We start from the raw sequence: 24,869 nt of genomic DNA, 5'->3' as shown, positions 1-24,869 counted from the left end.
CAAATTCTGCAAAGACGCAAAAAATGGCAACTATGTGGGCCTGAAATAAGATACGGCAAAAGATGATCGGGTAGGAGACCTACCAAAGGCAAAAAATGTGAATTGAAAAGTTCCGGGACTTCTCCTATACTGGGGTCTGACAAATAAATCACGGAGGAGGTCTCAGGGAATGAGGGGGAAAACTGACACGATAAACACGGTCGGACCCGTATTCAGGAAACCGGGGATTTACAGGGTGAAACAGACGCTTAGGCGTGACTGGCAGCTCCTGGTATTATGCACGGTTCCTGTCTTGTATTTTATTATGTTTCATTATATACCCATGTATGGGGTGCAGATTGCCTTTAAGGACTTTAAAGCGGTAGACGGAATTTTGGGGAGCCAGTGGTGCGGCTTCAAGCATTTTCACAGATTTTTTTCATCATCTCAATTCTGGCCGTTAATTAAGAACACGCTGGGATTAAGCTTCTTACAAATTGTGCTGGGTTTTCCCATACCGGTTTTTCTGGCAATCATGCTGAATCAGGTAAGGAATCATAAGTTCCGAAAATTTGTACAGTCCATTGTGTATTGTCCTCACTTCATATCAATCGTTGTTTTAACCGGTATGCTGTACATATTTTTATCACCGAGAAACGGAATCATTAACCAGGTGATCCAGATGTTAGGAGGGGATCCGGTCTTCTTTTTAGGAGATGCAAAGTATTTCAAACTGACGTTCGTCATATCAGGAATTTGGCAGAACGCAGGCTGGAGCGCTATCATTTACATTGCGGCATTGGCTGGGATCAGCCCGGATCTATATGAGGCGGCCCAGGTGGATGGAGCTAATAAGTGGCAAAGAATCTGGCATATTGACATTCCGGGCATATTACCCACGGTCGTGATGATGCTGATCCTGGAAGTAGGCAAGGTGATGAACCTGGGATTCCAGAAGGCCTATCTGATGCAGAACGCACAGAATCTGGCGGCCAGTGAAATCATATCGACCTACATTTATAAAGTTGGTATGATAGATGCACAATATAGTTATTCTGCGGCCATCAATTTATTTAACAATCTGGTCAACATCCTGCTTCTGGTCACCGTCAACCGCATTGCAATGAAAACGACAAATAACAGCTTGTGGTAAGGAGGATGAAATGACACTGAAAAAAAAGAGACTGCGCAGAAGCTTTAAAACCCAGGCGCCTGCCGACCGCCTGTTTGATATCTTTAATTATCTTATTCTAGCCCTGGTTACCGTATGTGTACTGTATCCGCTATACTTTATTGTGATCGCATCAGTATCTGATCCGGTTGCCATTAACAACGGCCAGGTGTCATTCTGGCCCGTGGGATTCAATACTACTGGTTATGAGAAAATTTTTGAAAATACTAAAATCTGGCGCTCTTACAGCAACACCATTTTTTATTCGGTTGTAGGAACCACCATCAACGTTGTTATGACTATGATGCTAGCCTATCCCTTAAGCAGAAAGAATTTCTTTGCAAAAAAAATGCTTACCCTGTTTGTGATGTTCACCATGTACTTTCAGGGAGGGCTGATCCCTACCTACTTGTGGATGAACGGATTGCATCTGTACAATACTCCCTGGGTCATGGTTCTGCTTCCGGCCATTAATGTATTCAACCTGATTATTGCCATTAATTATATCAGCAATAATATACCGGAAGAGCTGTACGAAGCGGCATCCATAGACGGGTGCAGCCATATCAGATACTTTTTCGGCATTGTACTTCCCTTGTCCAAAACGATTGTAGTGGTTCTTATTCTTTATTATGGTGTGGCTCACTGGAATGAATTTATGAACGGTTTGATCTACTTAAGAGATGAGGGACTGTATCCGCTGCAGCTTACATTAAGAAACATTCTGCTTCAGAATCAAGCTTCCGGTCTCGGTGATGTGGACAGCATCATAGAACAGCAGAAGGCAGCAGAACTGATCAAGTACGGTGTCATAATCGTATCCACCCTGCCGGTATTGGTTATTTATCCGTTCCTGCAGAAGCATTTTGCAAAGGGAGTTATGGTTGGTTCTATCAAGGGCTGATCGTGTAAAAACATATAAAACTATATAATTCAGGAGGAAAGCAATGAAAAAGAGATTTTTGAACACACTGCTTGCAATCACGGTTATGGCTTTGGCCTTAACTGCCTGCGTTCCAAAAGCAACTAATGATGCCACAGCGCCGCAAGCTTCCAATTCATCAGTGGCAGGAGGGCAGCAGATGGCATTTGAGGTAAATATGGATGGCCTTCCCATTGTAAACGAACCGGTCACCTATGAAATTGCAGCCAGCACACAAAAGAATAAGAACTTTAAGGAACTGGAGTTTTTCCAGAAGCTGGAGAAGGAAACAAATGTGATCATTAACTGGAATATGTCCTCAGACGACGGCTGGAATGAGAAGAAGAGTCTGTTGTTTGCGAGCAATACTCTTCCGGACGCATTTTATGGACAGGACATTTTAAAAGATGTGGATATTATCAAATATGCGTCACAGGGAATGCTGATCCCGTTAAATGATTTAATTGACCAGTATGCACCAAATTTAAAGGCAATTCTGGATGAGAATCCCCAGTACAGGAAACAGATCACTGCGCCGGACGGCAATATATACTCTCTGCCCACCATCAACGAACTGAATCCAACAACCCATGACAAGCTATTCATTAATAAGACCTGGCTTGATAATCTGGGAATGGAAGTTCCAGAAACAAAGGAAGAGCTGGAAGCCGTTTTGCAGGCATTCAAAGACAGAGATCCTAATGGAAACGGAAATCCTAACGATGAAATTCCCTTTACCTTCCGCATGAGCTCCAGCGATCCATATAACCGCCAGCAGGGGATCCAGTCCCTGTTTGGAACCTTCGGACAGCTGGATGACATCTATCATTTTGTGGTCAATGACGGGGAGGTTGTCTATACACCGTCTACAGAACCATATAAGGAAGCTATTTCCTGGTTTCACTCTCTGTACGGAAAGGGACTGGTGGACAAGGAGGCGTTCACCCATGATTTTAACATTTATGTAGCCAAGATCCAGGATCCTGGCAAGATCGTGGGCATGTTCTTAGGCTGGAGCGGCAATGCCACTGCGGCGGCGAACAAAGATGATTATGTGGTCATGGCACCCCTTGTCAATACCAACGGACAGCGAATCTGGAGAACGGTAGATGCGAAGATCATTTCCAAGGGTTCCTTTGCAATTACCAGTAAAGCAGAACAGCCGGAAGTGCTGATGCGCTGGATTGATCAGTCCTATGATCCGGGGGTGTCCTTGGAAATCTGCCAGGGCCTTTTGGGCCGCGTGATGGAAAAGACTGCTGAAGGCCGCTATCATCAGATGCAGCTTCCGGAGGGAGTAACCCTGGATACGGCAATCCACGACTACAGTCCGGGAAATGACGGAACCTTTGCGGTCATGAAACCCGTTATTGATAAGCTAGATTTAAATGCCAACTTAACGGAGAGGAAGGAACTTGATTCGTTCTACTCCAAATATAATGTGCCTGCCGGTGAAATGTATCCCAACGTGTTGTTTACAGAGGATGAAATTGAGGAAATCGGCGTATTGCAGACGGACATTGATTCCTATGTGTCTCAGAAGTATGCCGGATGGATTGTGGAAGGCGGAGTGGAAGACGAATGGGAAGGGTTCCAGAAAAAGCTTAAAGACATGAACGTGGAACAGTACATTCAGATCTATAAAGATGCATATGACCGCTATTCCGCAGAATAGTAAAAGGAAAAAGAGCCGCACTTATGTACGGCTCTTTATAAAAAAAGGAGAAGACAAGGCAAATGAAACCACATGTTATCATCATCATGGCGGACCAACTGCGTTGCGATGTGCTGGGCAGAGGATTTACTCCCAATATTGATTCCATTGCAGAAGAAGGAACCTCCTTTCGCCGCGCATACTGCGCCTCCCCTCTGTGCGTGCCCGCCCGGGGAGCTTTTTTCACCGGAACCTATCCCAACAGAAACGGCTCTCTGATCAATCCGTGGGAGCCGGCTGATGCCAGATACGGGCACGTCAGGACAGGAATAAACTATTTATACACAATCATGGAACAGGATTGGGATAGTATACACAGTGGCAAACAGCATTTATTTACGGAAGGCGGGAAACCGGAGGACCGCGTGGATTCCGGGACACGCTGGCTTTCAACGGAAAAAAGTTATAAGGAGTTTTTAAATAAAGCCGGAAAACCAATGCCTGGTGGTCCAAGGTTTCGCACCAAGGCTGCTGAAATGGTGGATGGGAAGGTTACCAGAGTAAGCAGCTATTCCAATGCGGAAACAGGGCGGTATGAACCGGGAGACATGTATTATTTTGATTCCTATTTTACGGAAAAAGCTCTGGAAGGGCTGAAAAACCGGGATTCCAGGAAGCCGCTGCTGTTAAACGCCATGTTTCTAGCTCCTCATCCGCCGCTGCACATTCCCGAACCCTGGTATGGAAAGGTAAGTACAGAGGACTTCCGGCTGCCGGAAAATGTGGGGAAGTATTATCCTAGACAGTCTCCACTTCAGATGTATAATGTCACAGGAATTGCTGGAACCCGCTACAGCAGGGAACATTGGAACGAGGCCTGGAGGGTTTATCTTGGCCTGGTGGGCTTGCTGGATCACTGCGTCGGACGAATTCTGGAAGAGCTGAAACACCAGGAGATTTATGAAGAAAGCCTGATTCTCTTTACTAGTGATCATGGAGAAATGCTGGGATCCCACGGCTTGTTCCAAAAGATGTGTATGTACGAGGAATCGGCAAGGGTACCGTTATACATAAAATTTCCCAAGTCTTTTGTTCCGGCCCGAAAGTCCTACAATCAGGTGGTAAGCCACATTGACGTATTGCCCACCCTGTGTGAATATCTGCACATGGAGGCCGGAAACGAAATGGACGGGGCTTCGCTGATGTCATTGCTTAAAGGAGAAAAGGAAGATGAAAACGGGGGGGTTGCATTGATCCAGTACGATGGAAACGGATCCAGGTCTAATTTTCAACGCTGTATAGTGCAGGGATGCTATAAGCTGATTGTAGATTTATTTAAGGATGAGACGTATTATGAGCTGTATGATCTGGAAACGGATGTACAGGAGACGAACAATCTGATGTTTGACCGGGAATATGACGGAATTGCAAAAACCTTGGCAGAACATCTGGCCTCCCATATGAAAGCCACCGGGGATCTGATCACATTGGAATCCTTTGACGGTCAAGGATTCCGGGACAGGTACGAAAAGTTTCCTGTGGTGTAACATGATAAAGAATCATTTGAGAAGGGAAGATGGGAATGCGGCTTAAGACAAAGAAGGACTATCAGAATCTGTTTATAGAAATGCTCAATCCCCTCCGGGTAAAATTCAGCACCACAGGCGCGGGAATCAGGCTTTCAGGCGCCGGAGCCGGATATTCCCAAAAGGTAATAGAAATAGAAGCGATTGCACGCCCATTATGGGGATTGGTTCCTTTCTGGGCAGGCGGTGGACGCGATAAGATGTTTGAGGATGCATACCGGAAAGGAATTGCGGTCGGTACTGATCCGGAAAGTCCGGAATACTGGGGGGACTGTGAAGACTGCGACCAGCGTTTTGTAGAAATGGCGCCTATGGCCTTTGGGCTGCTGCTTACTCCCCAGATGCTGTGGGAGCCTCTTGAGGAGGCAGAAAAAGAAAATTTCAGCTCGTGGCTGTATCAGATCAATAACCATGAGCTTCCCAAATGCAATTGGTATTACTTTCGAATTCTGGTCAATCTGGCTTTAAAGGCAGTAGGCCGACCGTACAGCGAAAGACAGCTCCGGTGTGATCTGGACTATCTGGAGGAATGTTATCTGGGAGACGGCTGGTATGTGGATGGGGTGTCGGAGCAAAAGGACTATTACAGCGCCTTTGCCATGCAGTTTTACAGCCTATTGTATGCAGTATTTGCAGAAGGAGAGGATTTAACAAGGTGTCTTCGGTTTAAGCAACGGGCTCTGGAATTTTCTGGTGATTATATTTATTGGTTTGATGAATATGGCAGGGCGATTCCATATGGGCGTTCTCTGCTTTATCGTTTTGCACAGGCAGCATTCTGGCCGGCAACCTTGTTTTCAGGAATTCAGGCCTTTGAACCCGGCGTGATCAAGGGCGTAATCAACCGGAACATCAGATACTGGCTGGTCCAGGATATTTTTGCCGGAGACGGGACCTTAAGCGTAGGATACGCCTATCCCAACCTGACCATGGCAGAACGGTACAATGCTCCGGGAAGCCCCTACTGGTGCATGAAGACTTTTCTTCTGCTGGCGCTTCCTGATACTCATCCCTACTGGGAAGCTGAGGAGGAAGATCTTCCAGGGTTGAAGTGTCTTCACAGGATTCCAGGAGCAGATATGCTCATACAACATCGGGGAAAAGAAGTGACGGCCTATGTGCCTGCCGTTTATGGGAAAAATCTGTTGGGGCATTTTACAGAAAAGTATGGAAAATTTGCCTACTCCACATCATTTGCCTTTTCTGTGGCTCATTCCGGCGATCTTCTCTCGGAAACGGCACCTGACAGCATGCTGGCTTTTGTTCCGGAGGGAGAAGAACGGGTCTACGTCAGGCACCGCAGCATCTGTTACCAGGTAGAAGGGGACCGGATCGTTTCCCAATGGAGCCCCTTGTCAGGCGTTACGGTGGTAACGGAGATCTTGCCTGTGGAGGAAGGACATATGAGAATTCATAGGATAAAAAGTGATAGAAAATTCACTGTCTATGACTGTGGATTTGCGGTCAGCCTGCAGGAAGAAGGTCTGAATGTGGAGATGGGAAAGGGATTGATTGAAGTGAAAAGTCCCCTTCATGGCTGCCGCCTGGTTTCACTGGAAGGAGTAATGGAACCGTTTCTAATCGAAGCTGCCCCCAATACCAACCTGTTATACAGAAATACCAGGATCCCGGCGCTGGTTAAGATTATTGAACCGGGGGAGACATTGATTAAGACCAGCGTTGAAACCTTTGGGGAATGTGAGAAAAGGCAGAATTTGAACGTAAGCACCATAATCTGAAGAGGAATGGAGAGGACTATGAAGAAAGAAGAATTATTAAGCTATCCAGTGATGACACAGGCGGAAATGGAAGAGGCCCTGAAAACTGCAGTTTTACAGACCCGTTTTTCCATGTCCAGATTTGGACGGGGATTTAAGCATATATTCAGCACCGGCAATTTCTATACGGAAGCATCAAATAATCAGTGGACCAATGGCTTCTGGACGGGACAGTTGTGGCTGTCCTATGAATGCACAAAGGATGAAGAGATGAAACAGACGGCGTTTGCCCATGTAGACGATTTCCGGTACCGGATCGAGAACCAGATCGAAACGGACACTCATGATCTTGGTTTTCTCTATACCCCATCCTGTGTGGCAGCTTATAAATTAACCGGTGACGAAAAGGCAAAGGAAACAGCGTTGCTGGCGGCCCATAAGCTTCTGGAGCGTTTCCATGAAAAGGGACAGTTTTTGCAGGCATGGGGAAAGCTGGATGAACCGGACAATTACCGTCTGATCATAGACTGTCTTTTGAATCTTCCGCTGTTGTACTGGGCCGGAGAGGTGACAGGGGATGGGGAGTATGCAAAAAAGGCAGAAGCTCACGTTTATACGGCCCTTAAAGTGCTCATTCGGCCGGATTGCTCCACATACCATACATTTTATTTTAACCCGGAAACAGGAGCACCCCTAAGGGGAGTCACCCACCAGGGGTACTCCGCAGACTCCGCCTGGTCCAGAGGCCAGGCATGGGGAATCTACGGAATTGCTTTAAGCTATCGCTATACGAAGAATCCGGAATATGTTGGTCTGTTTGAAAAGGTAACCGAATATTTTATGGAGCATCTGCCCCGTAACCTAGTTCCATACTGGGACTTTACTTTTGAAGACGGCAGCATGGAACCAAGGGACAGCTCTGCGGCGGCTGTAGCAGCTTGCGGCATGCTGGAAATGGCCAAGTATCTGCCGGAAGAAAAAGCCCTGTATTATACAGGGGTTGCCCGGCGGCTGATAAAGGCTCTTTATAACACCTGTGCCGCCAAATCGGAAAGAATATCCGATGGGCTGCTTTTGCACGGGGTATATGGAAGGAAGACTCCCTACAACGACTGCATCGATCACGGCATCGACGAATGCAATCTCTGGGGGGATTATTATTATCTGGAAGGGCTTGTGAGATTAAAAAACGCTTGGAACCCTTACTGGTAAAGAATTGGCCGTGAAAGTAACGGATTAAACCGAATACAGGAAAAAGGAAGAACAAAGCATCAAGAATTGTGAAATATTCAGACAGGGGCCGATGGTAGAAAAATGACAGGAAAAGATATGGAAAAACTATGCAGGGACCTTTTAAAGGAATGGTGTGAAGCCCTGCTGCGCCTTCAAATAAAGAATTTTAGAGATCCCAGACTTAATGGAGCACTCTTATGTCCTGCGTGTGGGAAGATCCATGGACGTTGTTTTGAAGCCATGTATCCATTTTTATGCATGGCTTCAAGGGAAAAGGAAGAGAAATGGGTAGCTGCCGCTGAGAGACTTTTTACATGGGCTGAACAAACGGTTTCCCAGGCAGATGGGTCATTTTTAAATGATATCGACTCCGGATGGACAGGAACCACAGTCTTTAATGTTATTCAGCTTGCAGATTGTCTGCTGTTTCATGAAGACCTTCTTTCTGAAAAGACTAGAGAAGAATGGAAGCAGCGTTTAAGGCAGGGGGCGGAATTCTTATACCAGTTTGATGCATTAAAGGATAATAACATCAATTATCCGGTATCTAACGCTCTGGCATTGTATGAATGCGGGCTGGTTTTGCAGGAAGAGAGTTTTAAAAGAAAGGCGGAAGAACTGGTACAGATAGCCGAGGCTATGCTGACGGAACGTGGATTGCTGTTTGGGGAAGGAGTACCTCATGAACGGAAAAGTCCCAGGGGTTGCCGTCCGGTTGATATCGGTTACAATGTAGAGGAGACACTGCCGTCGCTGGCACTCTATGGTCATTTAAAAGGAGATAAAGAGGTGCTTGCAGTCGCAGAAAGAGGGTTGAGAGCTCATCTGTCCTTTCTGCTGGAAAACGGTGCTTGGGACAACAGCTTTGGAACCAGAAATTATAAATGGAGCTATTGGGGAAGCCGCACATCCGATGGCTGCGGATTGGGGTATCTGCTCCTGGCGGATCGGAATCAGGACTTCGCTCTAGCAGCAGCAAAGAATTTGAAGCTTCTGAACGAATGTACTCATGACGGTCTGTTGGCTGGCGGTCCCCACTATAGACTTGCAGGTCAGGCAGCCTGTATCCACCACACGTTTACCCACGCTAAGGTGCTTGCGGGAGTTTTAGATAGAGAACTGTGGAGAGAAGGGAAGGAAGAGGTGCGTCTGCCCCGGCAGAGGGAAGAAAAGATCCGGTATTATCCGGAGGTGGAAAGCTGGCTGGTAACAAAAGGGGCCATGACAGCCACGGTGACGGCCTATGACTGGGAATATCTTCCTGGAGGCCATGCCAGCGGCGGAACTCTGTCGCTTCTTCATCATGAGCAGGCTGGTACGTTACTGTGCGCCGGCATGAACCTGTATAATATGAAAGAACCCAACAACATGCAAGCGCCCTTCCGGGTCAGGCAGGAATGCCTGGCATTGAGAATCGAAGGGGAAACGGCCGGGATTCTCTACAGCAGCCTTTATGAAGACTGTGCCAGGATTTCCATAGAGGGAGATACAGTTACTGTCAGCGGTATATTAAAGGATATTCATCATAAAAGGGCACTGGGAAGAGAGCAGAAGTATTGTTTTTGTTACAAGTTTGAAGAGAACCGGCTGAGCATATGTGCGGAATTTGAGGAGGGAATTCTGATCTGTCCTGTGGTGAGCGGCGCAGATGAACCAGCCGCTGTGTCTGAACATGGAAATGCCTTAAAGATTCAAAAGGAACATACTGCCATCATGGTGGAATCGCCTTATGGGCTGGATCTGCCCTATGGAACGGAACGTATTTTTAATCTGGTACCAGGTCTCCAGGCGCTTAGGGTCCAGCTATGTCCCCACCAAGGGAAGACAGGTTTTAGCATAAGAGTCTGCTGATTCTCATGACGCTTTTCTAAAATATAATCACCTAAAAGGGCCGACTTCAAATAAAAATTACAGGATTATACATGACATCATGGAAAGAGAAAAAAGGCAGCAGCTTGTGAGCGGCTGCCTTTCTATGACTTAACTGGTCATAAATTAAAAGTTTCTATAAAAACTTTGGATATTTGTGTTGAAATATGACGATGCTTGTGATAGAATATGAAACTAGTGGTAAAAAATAGATTTTTGGGCTATCGCCAAATGGTAAGGCAACGGACTCTGACTCCGTCATTTTCAAGGTTCGAATCCTTGTAGCCCAGTCTGAAAAACGGAACCCTATAAGGTTCCGTTTTTTGTATTACCGGTTGTTAAGTTACTGTTAAAGCTTTCCTATTTGATAGTATTTCTCAAAAAAACGGGACAGGGTTCTTTCTGGTTTATCTGGACAAGAGCATGAAAATGCTTTATAATGTTATATAATTTTGATGAGAGGTGTGTAATGTATACATTTGGCAGCAGGGTCCGCTACAGTGAGACAGATGAATGCGGAAAACTGACTTTAACAGGTATTATGAATTATCTCCAGGACTGTTCTACGTTTCAGTCTGAGGATATTGGTCTTGGGATTTCTTACTTAACAGACCGGCATAAGGCCTGGTGGCTTTCCTCCTGGCAGATCGTGGTGGACCGTTATCCCGTGCTGGGAGAGGAGATTGTGGTAGGTACCTGGCCTTATGATTTTAAGGGATTCTACGGATACCGGAATTTCACCATATGTGATCGGGCCGGAGAGTACCTTGTAAGGGCTAATTCCGTATGGTTTTTGTTTGATACGGAAAAGGGGCGTCCAGTTAAAATTGAACCGGAAGACCTCCGGGGATATGGAAACGGAAATGAAGAGCGGCTTTCCATGGATTATGCTTCACGCAAGATCCAATTACCGGAGGAATATGAAGACATAGAGCCGGTTACCATTGGAAAGCATCATATTGACACGAATCATCATGTCAATAACGCTCAATATGTGGAGATTGCCAGAGAGGTGCTTCCGGATGAAATGGAGGTTTCCGAACTGAGAGTGGAATATAAAAAAGCGGCAGTCTTTGGAGATGTAGTTTATCCCCGCATAAGCCGGACAGAGGAAGGATATACGGTTTCCCTGTGTGATGAACAGGGTGCAGCTTACGCAGTCATCTGGCTGCGGGGAACAACAGAGAGGATGTAACATGATTGAATTAGGAAAGATGCAGACCCTGGTCGTTCAGAGGGTCAAGGAGTTCGGCGTTTATCTGGGGGAGGAAGCAGGAAGTGAGGTTTCCGTTCTTCTGCCCAAAAAACAGGTGCCGGAGGGAGCCGGGCCTGGAGACAGGATCCCTGTATTTATCTATAAGGATTCGGAAGACCGGTTGATAGCCACTACGGCATCACCAAAGCTTCAGGCAGGTGAGACGGCTGTGCTTCAAGTGAAGGAAGTTGGGAAAATCGGTGCATTTCTCGACATGGGGCTTGAAAAGGATCTGCTTCTTCCTTTTAAAGAGCAGACCCATAAGGTAAAGCAGGGTGAGAAGGTACTAGTGGCCCTTTACATTGATAAAAGCAAACGTCTGGCGGCTACTATGAGGGTATATACCTATATGAGCAATCAGTCCCCTTATAAGAAGGATGATCAGGTGGCCGGGATTATTTATGAAATCAATGAAAACCTGGGAGCCTTTGTAGCGGTAGATCATAAGTATTACGGTTTGATTCCCCGGAAAGAAGTTTTTGAAAATTATCGGGAAGGCGATGCAGTAACTGCAAGGGTAACGAAGGTAAGAGAAGACGGAAAGCTGGATCTAAGTCCAAGACAGAAGGCTTATATCCAGATGGATACGGATTCCGGTAAGGTTCTTGAGATTATAGAAACGCAGTTTGACGGAAGTCTGCCGTTTACTGATAAGGCGGATCCGGAGATCATCAAGCGGGAATTTTCTATGAGTAAGAATGCATTTAAGCGGGCAATCGGACATCTCCTGAAAGAAGGCAAAATCAGGATATCAGAAAGTAAAATAGAGAGAATCAGATAACGGGTAAAAGGATAACAGGAGGATTATTTTGGACTCGATAGACTATTATAATAAGTATGCGGCAAAGGAATTTGAAGAAACAGTGAACCAGGATATGTCAGGAATTATGAAGGAATTTCTGGATCTTCTGAAAGAAGGTGATACGATTCTGGACTTAGGCTGCGGATCAGGCAGGGACAGCCTGTCTTTCTATGAACTGGGATACGATGTGACACCACTTGATGCATCGGAAGAGATGTGTAAGCTGGCAGAAATCCATACCGGTCTGGAAGTGCTTCAGATGACATTTGAACAAATAGATTTTGATAATGTATTTGATGGCATCTGGGCCTGCGCATCCTTACTTCACACTCCAAAGAAGGAACTTTCTGACATTCTTACAAAGATAGCAAGGGCCTTAAATGATAAGGGAATTCTTTATATGTCTTTTAAACTGGGAGACTTTGAGGGATTCAGAGGAAAACGGTATTTCTGTGACCTTACGGCGGATTCCATGACTGAACTCTTAAGAGATAATGGAAGGTTTGAGATCGTAAAGCTTTGGGAAACAGAGGATGTACGTTCTGGTCATTCTGACGTAAAATGGCTGAACGTACTTGTGAGAAAGCAATAATACTACTTATCAGAAATCGCTTTTTAGATTTCTGATAAAAGGCAGTGCATTTAACTGCCGTACATCCGATTATGAAAACATCTCTTTAGTTTTCATAATACTACTTATCAGAAATCGCTTTTTAGATTTCTGATAAAAGGCAGTGCATTAACTGCCGTACATCCGATTATGAAAACATCTCTTTAGTTTTCATAATATAACCTATAAGTTTTACAAGACGGTGCCAAAATTATTGGCGCCGTCTTGTGATTTCTGACCAAAACAGGGCGAAAATACTCCCTGGCTATCGAATATAAACAGAAATATTGGAGCGTTTCTCTTGATATTTTGACGTTTCAATCATTTTTAAAACCCGTTATACAAATTAGCCAAAAGCCAGAATTGTATTTTGGTAAATAACAATATGGTAAAAGAAAAATAATTCATGTATGATTGTTTCAGAACAAGGGCCGCAGCAATGAGAGCTGTCGGTTCAGATCAGAGCATAAACACTTTATTTTAGGAGGATTAGTAAGATGGCTAGTTTATCACTGAAAAACATCGTCAAGAAATATCCTAACGGATTTGAAGCAGTTAAGGACTTTAATCTGGATATTGCTGATAAGGAGTTCGTAATTTTCGTAGGACCATCTGGATGCGGTAAATCCACAACTCTTCGTATGATTGCAGGCCTGGAAGACATTTCTTCCGGAGAACTTTACATTGACGGAAAATTAATGAATGATGTAGAGCCAAAAGACAGAGATATCGCAATGGTATTCCAGAACTACGCTCTGTATCCTCATATGACAGTATTCGATAACATGGCGTTTGGTCTGAAACTGAGAAAAACTCCAAAGGATGAAATTGATAAGCTGGTTCATGAAGCTGCAAGAATCCTTGATCTTGAGCATTTATTAGACCGTAAACCAAAGGCTTTATCTGGTGGACAAAGACAGCGTGTTGCCATGGGACGTGCTATTGTACGTAATCCAAAGGTCTTCTTAATGGATGAGCCCTTATCCAACCTTGATGCAAAGCTGAGAGGCCAGATGCGTATTGAGATTTCCAAGCTGCATCAGAGACTTCAGGCAACCATTATCTACGTAACTCATGACCAGACAGAGGCTATGACACTTGGTACCAGAATCGTAGTAATGAAGGACGGCGTTATCCAGCAGGTTGACTCTCCTCAGAACTTATACGATAAGCCAGGTAATAAATTCGTTGCAGGATTTATCGGAGCTCCTCAGATGAACTTAATCGAAGCTACTGTAGCTAAGAGAGGAAGCGACGTTACTTTAACATTTGGCGGAAATACAATCGCTCTTCCAGAAGGAAAAGCGAAAAAATTAGTGGATGCCGGTTATATCGGTAAGACTGTAGTATTAGGCATTCGTCCGGAAGATTTACATGATGAGGAAGCTTTCCTTGCATCTTCTCCGGAAAGTGTAATTGACGCTACGATCAGAGTTTATGAATTATTAGGTGCTGAAGTTTACTTATACTTTGATGTGGAAGATGTAAACTTTACTGCAAGAGTAAATCCTCGTACAACTGCAAGACCAGGGGATACAATTAAGCTTGCTCTTGACTTAACAAAGATCCATGTATTCGATAAAGATACAGAAATCGTAGTTTTAAACTAAAATTTATGAAAATTTAAGCAAGCGGTTATTCTACCCGCTTGCTTTTTTTTTCTTTTTGCTTTAATATATAATAAGGTAAATTTACGAAAAAGGAGAATATGCCATGATTTCGAATCAAATACTTCAAACAACCATTGAAGGATTAAAAGGGATTACGAGAATTGATCTGTGTATTTGTGATACAGAAGGAAAGGTACTGGCAACCACATTTCCTGATGCGGAAGATTATGAAAGTTCAATCCTGGCGTTCGTGGATTCTCCGGCCGACAGCCAGGTAATCCAGGGATATCAGTTTTTTAAAGTGCTAGATGAGCACCAGTTAGAATACATTCTTCTCGCAAAGGGTGGAAGTGACGATGTTTATATGGTCGGCAAGCTGGCCGCTTTCCAGATTCAGAGCCTGCTTGTTGCGTATAAAGAAAGATTTGACAAGGATAATTTTATTAAGAACTTATTGCTTGACAATCTGCTTTTGGTGGATATCTACAACAGAGCAAAGAAGCTTCATATTGAAACAAACATCAAGAGAGTTGTATTCATTATTGAAACCCAGCATGAAAAAGATGTGAACGCACTGGAGACCGTTCGCAACTTATTTGCTGCAAAGACCAAAGATTTTGTTACTGCCGTTGATGAGAAGAATATCATTCTTGTTAAGGAAGTAAAAGAAGGCGAAACTTACGAGGATCTGGAAAAGACTGCCAATACTGTTTTGGACATGCTCAATACCGAGGCGATGACTCAGGTCCATATTGCATTTGGTACGATCGTAAGCGAGATCAAAGAGGTTTCCAGATCATATAAGGAAGCTAAGATGGCCATGGATGTTGGCAAGATTTTCTATAGCAATAAAAATGTGGTTGCCTATAGTAAACTGGGAATCGGACGTCTGATTTATCAGCTTCCGCTGCCTTTGTGCCGTATGTTCATCAAAGAGATTTTTGACGGCAAGTCACCGGATGATTTCGATGATGAAACACTGACAACAATTAATAAATTCTTTGAGAACAGCCTTAATGTATCAGAGACATCCAGACAGCTGTATATTCACAGGAATACCCTTGTTTACCGGTTAGACAAGCTTCAGAAGAGTACCGGCCTGGATCTGCGTGTATTTGAAGATGCCATCACCTTTAAGATTGCCCTGATGGTAGTTAAATACATGAAATATATGGAGAATCAGGACTATTAACGCTGGCTATGAGCAGTGCGAAAGAGGCAGCTATACAGCTGCGTTGTGCTTGCACAAAAGCAGTTGTATAGCTGCCTCTTTTCATAGGGCGAAGCCCGTTAACCGAGATGGTGCAAAGCGCAATCGAGGTTTCACTGCGGGGGAGAGGGTCCCAATTTCGATTTTTCCCCACCCGCCCAAAAGCAAAAGTAATCAAAGCACAAAAATTAGAGGACTGAAATGATTGAACTATGGAATGTAAGCAAAACATATGAGGCCGGAAATAAGGCGCTGCGAAATGTCAGCATGACCATTGAGGACGGGGAATTCGTTTTTATCATTGGCCGCAGCGGTTCAGGCAAATCCACACTTTTAAAGATGCTGTTAAAAGAGGTGGAACCTACCTCCGGTAAAATAGTTGTGAACGATATGAATCTAAGCAAGATGCCCAGAGGTTTCATTCCCAAATACCGGCGGAAGCTTGGCATGGTTTTCCAGGATTTCCGTCTGCTAAAGGATCGGAATGTCTACGAAAATGTAGCCTTTGCGCAGCGGGTGATCGGTGCATCAACAAGAAACATAAGAGAGTCGGTTCCCGCCATGTTAAAGATGGTGGGACTTTCTTCAAAATACAAATTTTTTCCTCAGCAGTTATCCGGCGGTGAGCAGCAGCGTGTCGCCATTGCAAGGGCTTTAATTAATCGTCCTGAAATCCTGTTGGCAGACGAGCCTACCGGAAATCTGGATGGACACAACTCCATGGAGATCATGAAGCTATTAAATGAGGTTAATAAGCTGGGAACAACGGTAATCGTTGTCACCCATAGCCAGGAAATTGTAGACCGAATGAAAAAACGGGTGATTGTGATGGACCGTGGAACCATCATAAGCGACGAGAAAAAAGGCGGTTATACATATGAGAATTAGTACATTTTGGTATTGCCTGAAACAAGGTGTAAATAATATATGCAGGAACATTTTGTTTTCCCTGGCATCCATTGCAACGGTTTCTGCCTGCATCTTTTTGTTTTGCCTGTTTTTTTCTATTGTTATTAACGTGCAATATGTGATTAAGAATACGGAAAGCACGGTGGGAATCACGGTGTTTTTTGATGATGGGCTGGATTCGAATAAGATCAAGGAAATCGGCAATAAGATCAAAGCCAGAGACGATGTGAAGGAAGTGACATTCACATCGGCAGAGGATGCATGGGCGGATGCGAAGCAGGAATACTTCGGTGATATGCAGGATCTTGCGGAAGGATTTGAGGAAGACAACCCGCTGGCCAATTCAGCTTCTTATACCATATTTTTAAAGGACCTGGTGGATCAGGACCAGGTTGTTGACTGGTTAAAGAACATTGAAGGTGTCAGAAAGGTTAATTATTCCAAAACCGCAGCAGAGGGAATGAATAGCTTAAGCAAGGTGATTGGAGTTCTTTCCATGCTGATCATCGGCGTTTTGCTGGCAGTAGCTATATTCCTGATCAGCAATACCATATCAGTGGCAGCGGCTTTCCGGAAGAATGAAAACCAGATCATGAAATTAATTGGCGCCACCAATTATATGATCCGGGCACCCTTTGTGGTGGAAGGAATTATCATCGGACTGGTGGGAGCCTGCATTCCTCTGATATCGATTTATTTCCTTTATCGGTCCACGGTTGAATACGTGGTCACAAAGTTCAGCATCTTATCAGGGCTGTTTCAGTTCCTTCCGGTGGAAGCCATATTCCCTTATATGGCGGCAACGGCGCTGGCCCTTGGCGTTGGAATCGGTTTTTTTGTAAGCTTCTTTACTATCCGGAAGCATTTAAAAGTATAAGGGCCAGTTTCCAACTTTTGAACGTGGAATATATTGGCAGCATTGCTGCATATGATAGAAAAATGCCGGAGAGTGATATCCGGCCAAGGAAAAAATTCTCAGCTTTCCAGTTACGGAAAACAGATTGGGGCCCAACAGAGAGCTTTTCTGAGCCGAAAAAAACCATCGCTGCAGCGAAGCAGGCCGGAAAACGTATAATACGGTTGGTATGGGGAATATTAAATTTATATGGCTCTGCCCGCGTTAAGCCGGAACATTGCGGTTATTAACGCTGGAAGCGGCTATATCTACATACAGTTATTCTGCCGGCATATATCATAATCTCTTTTGGCGGAGAAGTTTATGCCGTTTATATGCACCGTTTGCGGTTATTGGTAAGCGGGAAGTATGGCAGGGGCAGGTAATTGCAAATGTGGGTTATACTGGATATTCCACAGGACCTTATCTCCATTTTGAGATCAGGCAGACAGCTTCCATGTAAATCCGGTGAAATGCGCAAGCCCATAAAGAGCTAGATAGGAGAATAACAGTGGAAAGTAAGAATAAATTTTGGAAAGGCGCCCTAGTAGGAGCGCTTCTGACCACATTGGCAGGTCTTGTAATTGTGGGTATGTCTTTGGGAATCTTTCTGATTGGCAGGGCTGCAATTGACGGAAAGGGTCAGACAGCCGAATCCGTTCAGGCAGAAAATCAGGAAGGCAACCTGGATATGAACCGGATCGTAGCCAAAATCCAGACGATTCAGAGCGTGATCGATAAGTATTATCTCTTTAATGAAGATACGAAAAATGTGGAAGACTGGATATACAAGGGAATGCTGTATGGACTTGAGGATCCTTATACGGTCTATTATACCGCAGACGAGTATGAAAAGTTAGTAGAGGATACGGCTGGAGAATATTGCGGGATCGGAGTCATGGTCAGCCAGAGTGCTGCAACTGGAATCATTACGGTGACTAAGGTCTTTGAAGGAACACCTGGGGCTGAGGCAGGAATGCAGCCAGGCGACTTGATCTACAAGGTGGGCGATGAGGAAATGACCGGTATGGATCTGGAGCTGGTGGTAAAGGATCATATCAAAGGGGCAGAAGGAACGTCGGTAATCGTTACAGTTCTTCGTCCAGATACCGGAGCCTACATTGATATGACAATGGAGCGCCGTCAGATCACAGTTCCTACGGTGGAGCATGAAATGCTGGCAGACAATATCGGATATATATCGGTCAGTCAGTTTGATACGGTTACAGCAGGTCAGTTTAAGAGCGCCATTGATGATCTGGAAAAACAGGGTATGGAAAAGATGATCGTGGATTTGAGAAACAATCCTGGAGGAGTTGTGGATGCGGTGGTTTCCATGCTGGATTATATCCTTCCGGACGATCTGGTAATTGATAATCCCAACCTGGAAAAAACCAAGAAGAATAAAACGCTCCTGGTCTATATGGCAGATAAGAACGGAGAAGGAGAGCAGTATTACGCCTCTGACGGTCATAAGGTAGATATCCCCATGGCAGTTTTAGTCAATGGTCAGTCCGCCAGTGCCTCCGAAGTATTTTCCGGGGCGCTAAAGGCTTATGGAAGGGCGGAACTTGTGGGTACAAAAACCTTTGGAAAAGGAATCGTCCAGACACTGTTTCCTCTAGACCATGGTACGGCTATTAAGATGACTGTGGCTCATTACTACACGCCAAGCGGCTTTGACCTCCATGGAAAAGGTTTGGAGCCTGATGTTACAGTTGATTTAAAAGAAGAGTTAAAAACAAAGATCAAAATAGAGCATAGTGAAGACAATCAGCTTGCGGAAGCTATAAAAGTGCTGAATGAAAATCATTAGATTTTAACTAGATTGTAAAAGGAAAAAGCCTTCTATGGCCGGCAAATTTAAATTGCTGGCCATAGAAGGTTTTATCTTTTATATATAGCTTCTTCCATCAGCATGTTTCCAGAAGACTGACAAACCGGCGGCATGCTTCTTCGCTGGTAGCCCAGGAGGTAACCAGCCGGATGGCGGTATGGCTGTCATCGATCCGCTCCTGAACCGAAAAGAGGAAGTCTTTTTCCAGCTTTGCAATCACCTGGTCAGGAAGGATGGGGAAAAGCTGGTTTGTCATGGAGTCAGAGTAAAAGGAATATCCGCATGCTTCAATTCCTTTTCTCAGGATGGCTGCCATCTCATTTGAGTGAGAGGCTAAATCATAGAAGAGGTTGTTGGAAAACAGCTCTTCAAACTGGATCCCTAAGAGCCAGCCCTTTGCCAACATGGCTCCCCGCTGCTTTACCATAAACCGGAAGTCCGGTTTTAAATCCTGATGGCAGATTACCAGGGCTTCTCCAAACAACGCGCCTCCTTTCGTTCCGCCAATATAAAATACATCGGTAAGCCTTGCAATATCCTGCAAAGTTAAATCGTTTACAGAACTTGTGAGCGCCGCTCCAAGGCGAGCTCCGTCTAAAAACAGGTACAACCCCTTCTGTCGGCAGATATGGTGAAGAGCTTCCAGCTCTGCTTTGCTGTATTGGGTACCAATTTCCGTTGAGTTGGAGATATAGACCATTTTCGGCTGTACCATGTGTTCATCAGTGTGAAGGTCCAGTGCTTTCTTGATATGGGCAGGAGTCAGCTTTCCGTCTTTGCTTGGCATGGCTAAGACCTTATGCCCGGTGGCTTCAATGGCTCCTGTCTCATGAACGTTTATATGACCCTTATCCGTGGAAATGACTGCCTGCCAGGGGCGCAGAGCTGTACCGATGGTGATCAGATTGGACTGGGTGCCGCCTACAATAAAGTGGACATCTGCATCTTCTCTGCCGATTTCCTTTCTGATGAGGGCGCGGGCACTGCTGCAGTTGTCATCCATTCCGTATCCGGTTTTTTGGATTAAGTTGCCATTGATCATGGCTTCTAAAATTTTTGGATGAGCCCCTTCGCTATAGTCATTATTAAAACTGTACATAAATAGTCCTCCTGCTGTTTGATAGTATAGGATGTATGATATACTAAAAGAAGGAGAATTACAATACTAAAAGAACAGATGTTCCCTGTTTCGCTATACTTTTTTACGGCCATATGCTATAATTGGCTGAGATAGACATTGTTGGAGGTGAAATAATCATGGACTTTATGTTACATTCAGAATATGCTCCTACCGGTGATCAGCCTGAGGCCATTGACCAGCTTGTGAAAGGATTCAAAGAGGGCAATCAATTCCAGACATTATTAGGAGTTACCGGCTCTGGAAAGACGTTTACCATGGCAAATGTAATCCAGAAGCTGCAGCGGCCCACTCTCATCATTGCCCATAATAAGACGCTTGCAGCCCAGCTTTACGGCGAGTTCAAGGAATTTTTTCCTGATAATGCGGTAGAGTATTTTGTTTCCTATTACGATTATTACCAGCCGGAGGCTTACGTGCCTTCTACAGATACCTATATTGAGAAGGATTCGGCGATTAATGATGAGATTGATAAGCTGCGGCACTCGGCCACGGCTGCTCTTTCGGAGCGGAGCGATGTGATTATCGTGGCATCGGTTTCCTGTATTTACGGCTTGGGAAGCCCCATCGATTATAAGGAAATGGTTATTTCCTTAAGGCCTGGCATGATCAAGGACCGGGATGAAGTGGTCCATAAGCTGATCGATATCCAGTATGACCGGAATGATATGGATTTCCGGCGTGGTACCTTCCGGGTAAGGGGAGATGTGTTGGAGATTTTCCCGGCCTATTCCGGCAGCGAGGCATACCGGATCGAGTTTTTTGGAGACGAAGTAGAACGCATTACAGAGATAGATACACTGACAGGAGAGATCCGGGCGGATCTGGGGCATGTGGCCATATTTCCGGCATCCCATTACGTTGTGTCCAGGGAGAAAATGGAGCGGGCCGCTCAGACCATCCTGGATGAACTAAAGGAGCAGGTAGCTTATTTTAAGAGTGAGGACAAGCTCTTAGAGGCACAGCGGATCTCGGAACGGACGAATTTTGATGTGGAGATGATGAAGGAAACCGGCTTTTGTTCCGGAATCGAAAACTATTCCAGACATTTGGTTGGAAGCAAGCAAGGAGAGCCGCCCTGTACTCTGATCGATTATTTTCCGGAGGATTTTCTGATCATGGTAGATGAATCCCACATCACCCTTCCTCAGGTTCGGGGCATGTTTGCGGGAGACCGTTCCAGAAAGACAACGCTTGTGAATTTTGGCTTCCGCCTTCCGTCAGCCCTTGATAACAGGCCATTGAATTTTGAGGAATTTGAATCCAAGATCAATCAGATGATGTTCGTTTCCGCCACACCATCTGTTTACGAGGCAGAGCATGAGCTTTTAAGAGTGGAGCAGATCATCCGGCCGACTGGACTTCTTGACCCTGAAATCGATGTCAGGCCGGTGGAAGGACAGATTGATGACCTGGTTTCCGAGGTGAATAAGGAAGTAGCGAAGAAAAACAAAGTGCTGATCACAACTCTGACCAAGCGTATGGCCGAGGATCTGACCGATTATATGAGAGAAGTGGGGATCCGGGTAAAATATCTTCACTCCGACATTGATACTCTGGAGCGTTCCGAAATTATCCGGGACATGCGTCTTGATGTGTTTGATGTGCTGGTGGGAATCAACCTGCTGCGTGAGGGCCTTGATATTCCGGAGATCACCCTGGTGGCCATTCTGGATGCGGATAAGGAAGGGTTTCTCCGCTCGGAAACATCCCTGATCCAGACCGTTGGAAGGGCGGCCAGAAACTCCGAAGGTCATGTAATCATGTATGCAGATAAGGTAACGGATTCCATGCGTGTGGCGATTGAGGAGACCAACCGAAGGAGGGCCATCCAGCAGCGCTATAATGAGGAACATGGAATTACTCCTACTACCATCAAAAAGTCGGTTCGCGATCTCATCGCGATCTCAAAGGCAGCCATTGAGGATGAGAAGGACTTTAAGAAGGATCCGGAATCCATGGATGTCAAGGAACTGGAAAAGCTTTCCAAGGAGCTTACAAAGAAGATGCACCAGGCAGCGGCAGAACTTAACTTTGAGGAAGCGGCAAAGCTGCGTGACCGGATGGTTCAGGTTAAAAAGATGCTTCAGGAGATGGAAGATTAAAGAAATAAAAATGTTGCTGGAACAGATGAATGGTATTGACAATGATTCTCAATAAGAGTAAAATCTCAATGGATGCATCTAAGGCAGGAGTCTTAGAACGTCATCGGCATAAAATGGCTGCATCCAGAGGAGATTATTATGAAGCTGCATGAAGGAGAAATCGGAAAAACCTACATCGTCTACAGCGTGATGGTAAAGGATGCCATCACCAGGCGGCTGGAGGCTCTTGGAGTTAATGAGCTGACGCCTGTTACCCTGATGAATAAGAAGGGAAGCGGTACTGTGATTATCAAGGTCAGGGGTACCCGCCTTGCTCTTGGAAAAAGGATATCAGAAGGAATTGAAATCAGGGAGGCTGCGAATAATGAATAAGGAAAACAGAACGATTCGAGTCGGGTTTGTAGGTAACCCCAATTGTGGGAAAACAACCTTATTCAATGCATTTACTGGAGCAAAGCTCAAGGTGGCCAACTGGCCAGGTGTCACTGTGGAGAGAGTGGAAGGAGAGACTAGCTACAAGGGACGCCCCATCCGGGTCATAGACACTCCTGGGATCTACAGCCTCACCTGCTATACTCTGGAAGAAATAGTAACAAGAAAATGTCTGGAAAGCGGAGAGATAGACGTGATCATCAACGTGGTTGACGCCTCATCTTTGGAACGAAATCTTTATTTGACCCTTCAGCTTCTGGAACTTAAAAAGCCGGTCATTTTAGCCCTTAACATGATGGACATCGTTGAGGACAGGGGAATGGAAATTGATTTGCATCGTCTTCCTGAGATGCTGGGATCTATTCCAGTGGTACCGGTTTCTGCAAGAAAACGGACCGGACTTGATGTCTTGCTTCATGCGGTGGTTCATCATTATGAAGAAGGCCCTCAAGGCGTGGTCGTAAATTATACGCCTAAAATTGAGAACAAAATTTCCAAGATAGAAACTGTGTTAAAGGCTCATTATGGGAAGATGGATAATCTAAGATGGCATGCCATTAAATTCCTGGAATATGATGAGGAAGTATGGAATGATCATCCCCTGGATTTAAGCAATATCATTGACCATAATTATGAGAAGGAAATTATCAACCAGAAATACGATTATATAGAAAGCATCATCCACGAATGCCTGGTGAACAAGGAACAAAAAGCTGCGTTTACGGATAAAATCGACGAATATTTGACCCATCCCTTTTTAGGGCTGCCGATTTTTCTGGGTATTATGGCACTGGTGTTCTTTTTGACGTTTACTGTCGGAGATTTTTTAAAGGGATATTTTGAAATTACATTAAGCTTTCTTTCCGCCTATATGCAGCAGTTTATGGAAAGTATCTATGCCTCTGCCTGGATCACTTCTCTGGTAGTAGATGGAATTATTGCCGGAGTAGGAGGAATTCTGACGTTCCTGCCCAATATCTTTATTCTGTTCCTTGCGCTGGCTTTTCTGGAAGACAGCGGATATATGGCCAGGGTTGCCTATGTCATGAATGAGATCATGGGGCGGGTAGGGCTTTCCGGAAAGGCATTCCTTCCCATGCTTCTGGGGTTTGGCTGTACCGTTCCGGCAGTTATGGCGGCCAGGTCACTTCCCAGTGAAAAGGACAGGAAGAGGACTATTTTAATAACGCCCTTTATGTCCTGCTCTGCCAGGCTCCCTATTTACGTACTGTTTTCCCAGATGTTTTTCCCGAAGCATGCTTTGATCGCAGCCTATTCCCTGTATCTCATTGGACTCATGGTTGCTATTACAATCGCTTATGTGACCCACCGGATGACTAAGGCAGAGGAAGAGGATACCCTGCTTATTGAGCTTCCCGAGTATAAGACACCAAACGGCAGAACGGTAGCGATTTATGTATGGGACAAAGTTAGAGATTATTTAGGGAAGGCGGGAACTACCATTTTCCTTGCGACCATTGTGCTTTGGTTTGTATTAAACAGCGGCCCTTCAGGATTTGTGACAGATGTTTCAAAGAGCTTTGCAGCCGCCATCGGACGAGTGTTAGTACCTGTTCTCCGCCCTGCAGGCCTTGGAGACTGGAGGATAGCAGTAGCCCTTATTTCCGGGCTTTCTGCAAAGGAAGTGGTGGTTTCAAGCTTTTCGGTCCTTTTTGGGATCAACAATATAAATTCCGCTGCAGGAATGGGGGAATTGTCAGGAATTCTTGGGGGGGTTGGTTTCGGAGGCGTGAATGCTTATGCCCTGATGATTTTCTGCCTCCTGTATTCTCCTTGTATTGCAGCTGTGGCAACGATTAAAAAAGAAACGGGTTCTATGAGATGGACCCTCGGCATGGTGTTTTTCCAGTTGGCGGTGGCTTGGGCTGCTTCTGTACTGGTATTTCAGATTGGAAGTCTTATTTTTTAAACTT

20 protein-coding genes and 1 tRNA gene are annotated in these 24,869 nt (G+C 45.1%); 20 read left to right on the top strand and 1 reads right to left on the bottom strand.

What is annotated here, in order from left to right; all coding sequences use genetic code 11:
- The first annotated feature begins 169 nt into the window (after positions 1-169).
- The 17 genes from H171_RS15400 (at position 170) to H171_RS15315 (ending at position 19,239) form a co-directional block, all read left to right on the top strand.
- Positions 170-1,132 carry an ABC transporter permease gene (locus H171_RS15400; protein ID WP_100305945.1) on the top strand — a complete coding sequence of 321 codons (963 nt, stop codon included), beginning with the start codon at positions 170-172 and terminating at the stop codon, positions 1,130-1,132.
- A 10-nt stretch (positions 1,133-1,142) separates the two neighbouring features.
- Positions 1,143-2,054 (top strand): carbohydrate ABC transporter permease, encoded by a 912-nt coding sequence (locus H171_RS15395; protein ID WP_100305944.1) that lies wholly within the window; start codon positions 1,143-1,145, stop codon positions 2,052-2,054.
- Positions 2,055-2,097: 43 nt separating this feature from the next.
- The gene (locus H171_RS15390) at positions 2,098-3,747 is read left to right on the top strand and encodes a type 2 periplasmic-binding domain-containing protein (protein ID WP_100305943.1); all 1,650 of its coding nucleotides are present in this window, start codon (positions 2,098-2,100) and stop codon (positions 3,745-3,747) included.
- A 62-nt stretch (positions 3,748-3,809) separates the two neighbouring features.
- A complete protein-coding gene (locus H171_RS15385; protein WP_100305942.1) occupies positions 3,810-5,273 on the top strand; it encodes a sulfatase family protein in 1,464 nt (487 codons plus the stop codon).
- A 35-nt stretch (positions 5,274-5,308) separates the two neighbouring features.
- Entirely contained in the window at positions 5,309-7,051 is a 1,743-nt protein-coding gene (locus tag H171_RS15380; RefSeq protein WP_100305941.1) for a DUF2264 domain-containing protein, read from the top strand.
- Positions 7,052-7,069: 18 nt separating this feature from the next.
- Positions 7,070-8,242, top strand: a complete 1,173-nt coding sequence (locus H171_RS15375; protein WP_100305940.1) for a glycoside hydrolase family 88 protein — start codon at positions 7,070-7,072, stop codon at positions 8,240-8,242.
- A 117-nt stretch (positions 8,243-8,359) separates the two neighbouring features.
- Positions 8,360-10,114 carry a hypothetical protein gene (locus H171_RS15370; protein ID WP_157803171.1) on the top strand — a complete coding sequence of 585 codons (1,755 nt, stop codon included), beginning with the start codon at positions 8,360-8,362 and terminating at the stop codon, positions 10,112-10,114.
- A 235-nt stretch (positions 10,115-10,349) separates the two neighbouring features.
- Positions 10,350-10,422: transfer RNA gene (locus H171_RS15365), tRNA-Gln, on the top strand.
- Positions 10,423-10,601: 179 nt separating this feature from the next.
- Entirely contained in the window at positions 10,602-11,327 is a 726-nt protein-coding gene (locus H171_RS15360; RefSeq protein WP_100305938.1) for an acyl-[acyl-carrier-protein] thioesterase, read from the top strand.
- A gap of 1 nt (position 11,328) precedes the next feature.
- Positions 11,329-12,168 carry a CvfB family protein gene (locus H171_RS15355; protein ID WP_100305937.1) on the top strand — a complete coding sequence of 280 codons (840 nt, stop codon included), beginning with the start codon at positions 11,329-11,331 and terminating at the stop codon, positions 12,166-12,168.
- Positions 12,169-12,196: 28 nt separating this feature from the next.
- On the top strand, positions 12,197-12,781 hold the full coding sequence (locus H171_RS15350; protein WP_054791550.1) for a class I SAM-dependent methyltransferase: 585 nt from the start codon (positions 12,197-12,199) through the stop codon (positions 12,779-12,781).
- 515 nt (positions 12,782-13,296) lie between these two features.
- Positions 13,297-14,409, top strand: coding sequence for an ABC transporter ATP-binding protein (locus H171_RS15345; RefSeq protein WP_100305936.1), 1,113 nt, complete (start codon positions 13,297-13,299; stop codon positions 14,407-14,409).
- 103 nt (positions 14,410-14,512) lie between these two features.
- Positions 14,513-15,601 (top strand): PucR family transcriptional regulator, encoded by a 1,089-nt coding sequence (locus tag H171_RS15340; protein ID WP_025231463.1) that lies wholly within the window; start codon positions 14,513-14,515, stop codon positions 15,599-15,601.
- 219 nt (positions 15,602-15,820) lie between these two features.
- On the top strand, positions 15,821-16,507 hold the full coding sequence (gene ftsE, locus H171_RS15335; protein WP_025231464.1) for a cell division ATP-binding protein FtsE: 687 nt from the start codon (positions 15,821-15,823) through the stop codon (positions 16,505-16,507).
- Positions 16,497-17,405: a permease-like cell division protein FtsX gene (ftsX, locus tag H171_RS15330; protein ID WP_025231465.1), complete on the top strand. Its 909-nt coding sequence runs from the start codon at positions 16,497-16,499 to the stop codon at positions 17,403-17,405. Before ftsE ends, ftsX begins: the two co-directional genes overlap by 11 nt.
- Positions 17,406-17,661: 256 nt before the next feature.
- Complete coding sequence (locus H171_RS25095; RefSeq protein WP_456300621.1) at positions 17,662-17,886, top strand: M23 family metallopeptidase; 225 nt, start codon at positions 17,662-17,664, stop codon at positions 17,884-17,886.
- A gap of 48 nt (positions 17,887-17,934) precedes the next feature.
- Positions 17,935-19,239, top strand: coding sequence for a S41 family peptidase (locus H171_RS15315; RefSeq protein ID WP_100305934.1), 1,305 nt, complete (start codon positions 17,935-17,937; stop codon positions 19,237-19,239).
- A 97-nt stretch (positions 19,240-19,336) separates the two neighbouring features.
- On the opposite strand, the gene H171_RS15310 is transcribed toward H171_RS15315, so the two are convergent.
- Positions 19,337-20,359 carry a threonine aldolase family protein gene (locus H171_RS15310; protein ID WP_100305933.1) on the bottom strand — a complete coding sequence of 341 codons (1,023 nt, stop codon included), beginning with the start codon at positions 20,357-20,359 and terminating at the stop codon, positions 19,337-19,339.
- Between the two features lie 158 nt (positions 20,360-20,517).
- On the opposite strand from H171_RS15310, the gene uvrB reads away from it, so the two are divergent.
- From uvrB to feoB, 3 genes are all read left to right on the top strand, one after another.
- The gene (gene uvrB / locus H171_RS15305; protein WP_100305932.1) at positions 20,518-22,503 is read left to right on the top strand and encodes an excinuclease ABC subunit UvrB; all 1,986 of its coding nucleotides are present in this window, start codon (positions 20,518-20,520) and stop codon (positions 22,501-22,503) included.
- A gap of 138 nt (positions 22,504-22,641) precedes the next feature.
- Positions 22,642-22,875: a FeoA family protein gene (locus H171_RS15300; protein ID WP_025231470.1), complete on the top strand. Its 234-nt coding sequence runs from the start codon at positions 22,642-22,644 to the stop codon at positions 22,873-22,875.
- Positions 22,868-24,865, top strand: a complete 1,998-nt coding sequence (gene feoB, locus H171_RS15295; RefSeq protein WP_207655196.1) for a ferrous iron transport protein B — start codon at positions 22,868-22,870, stop codon at positions 24,863-24,865. The genes H171_RS15300 and feoB overlap by 8 nt, the downstream gene beginning before the upstream one ends.
- The last annotated feature ends 4 nt before the right edge of the window (positions 24,866-24,869 follow it).

It is taken from the genome of [Clostridium] celerecrescens 18A (assembly GCF_002797975.1).
Taxonomy (GTDB): domain Bacteria; phylum Bacillota; class Clostridia; order Lachnospirales; family Lachnospiraceae; genus Lacrimispora; species Lacrimispora celerecrescens.
This window is presented reverse-complemented; position numbering and strand designations above follow the sequence as displayed.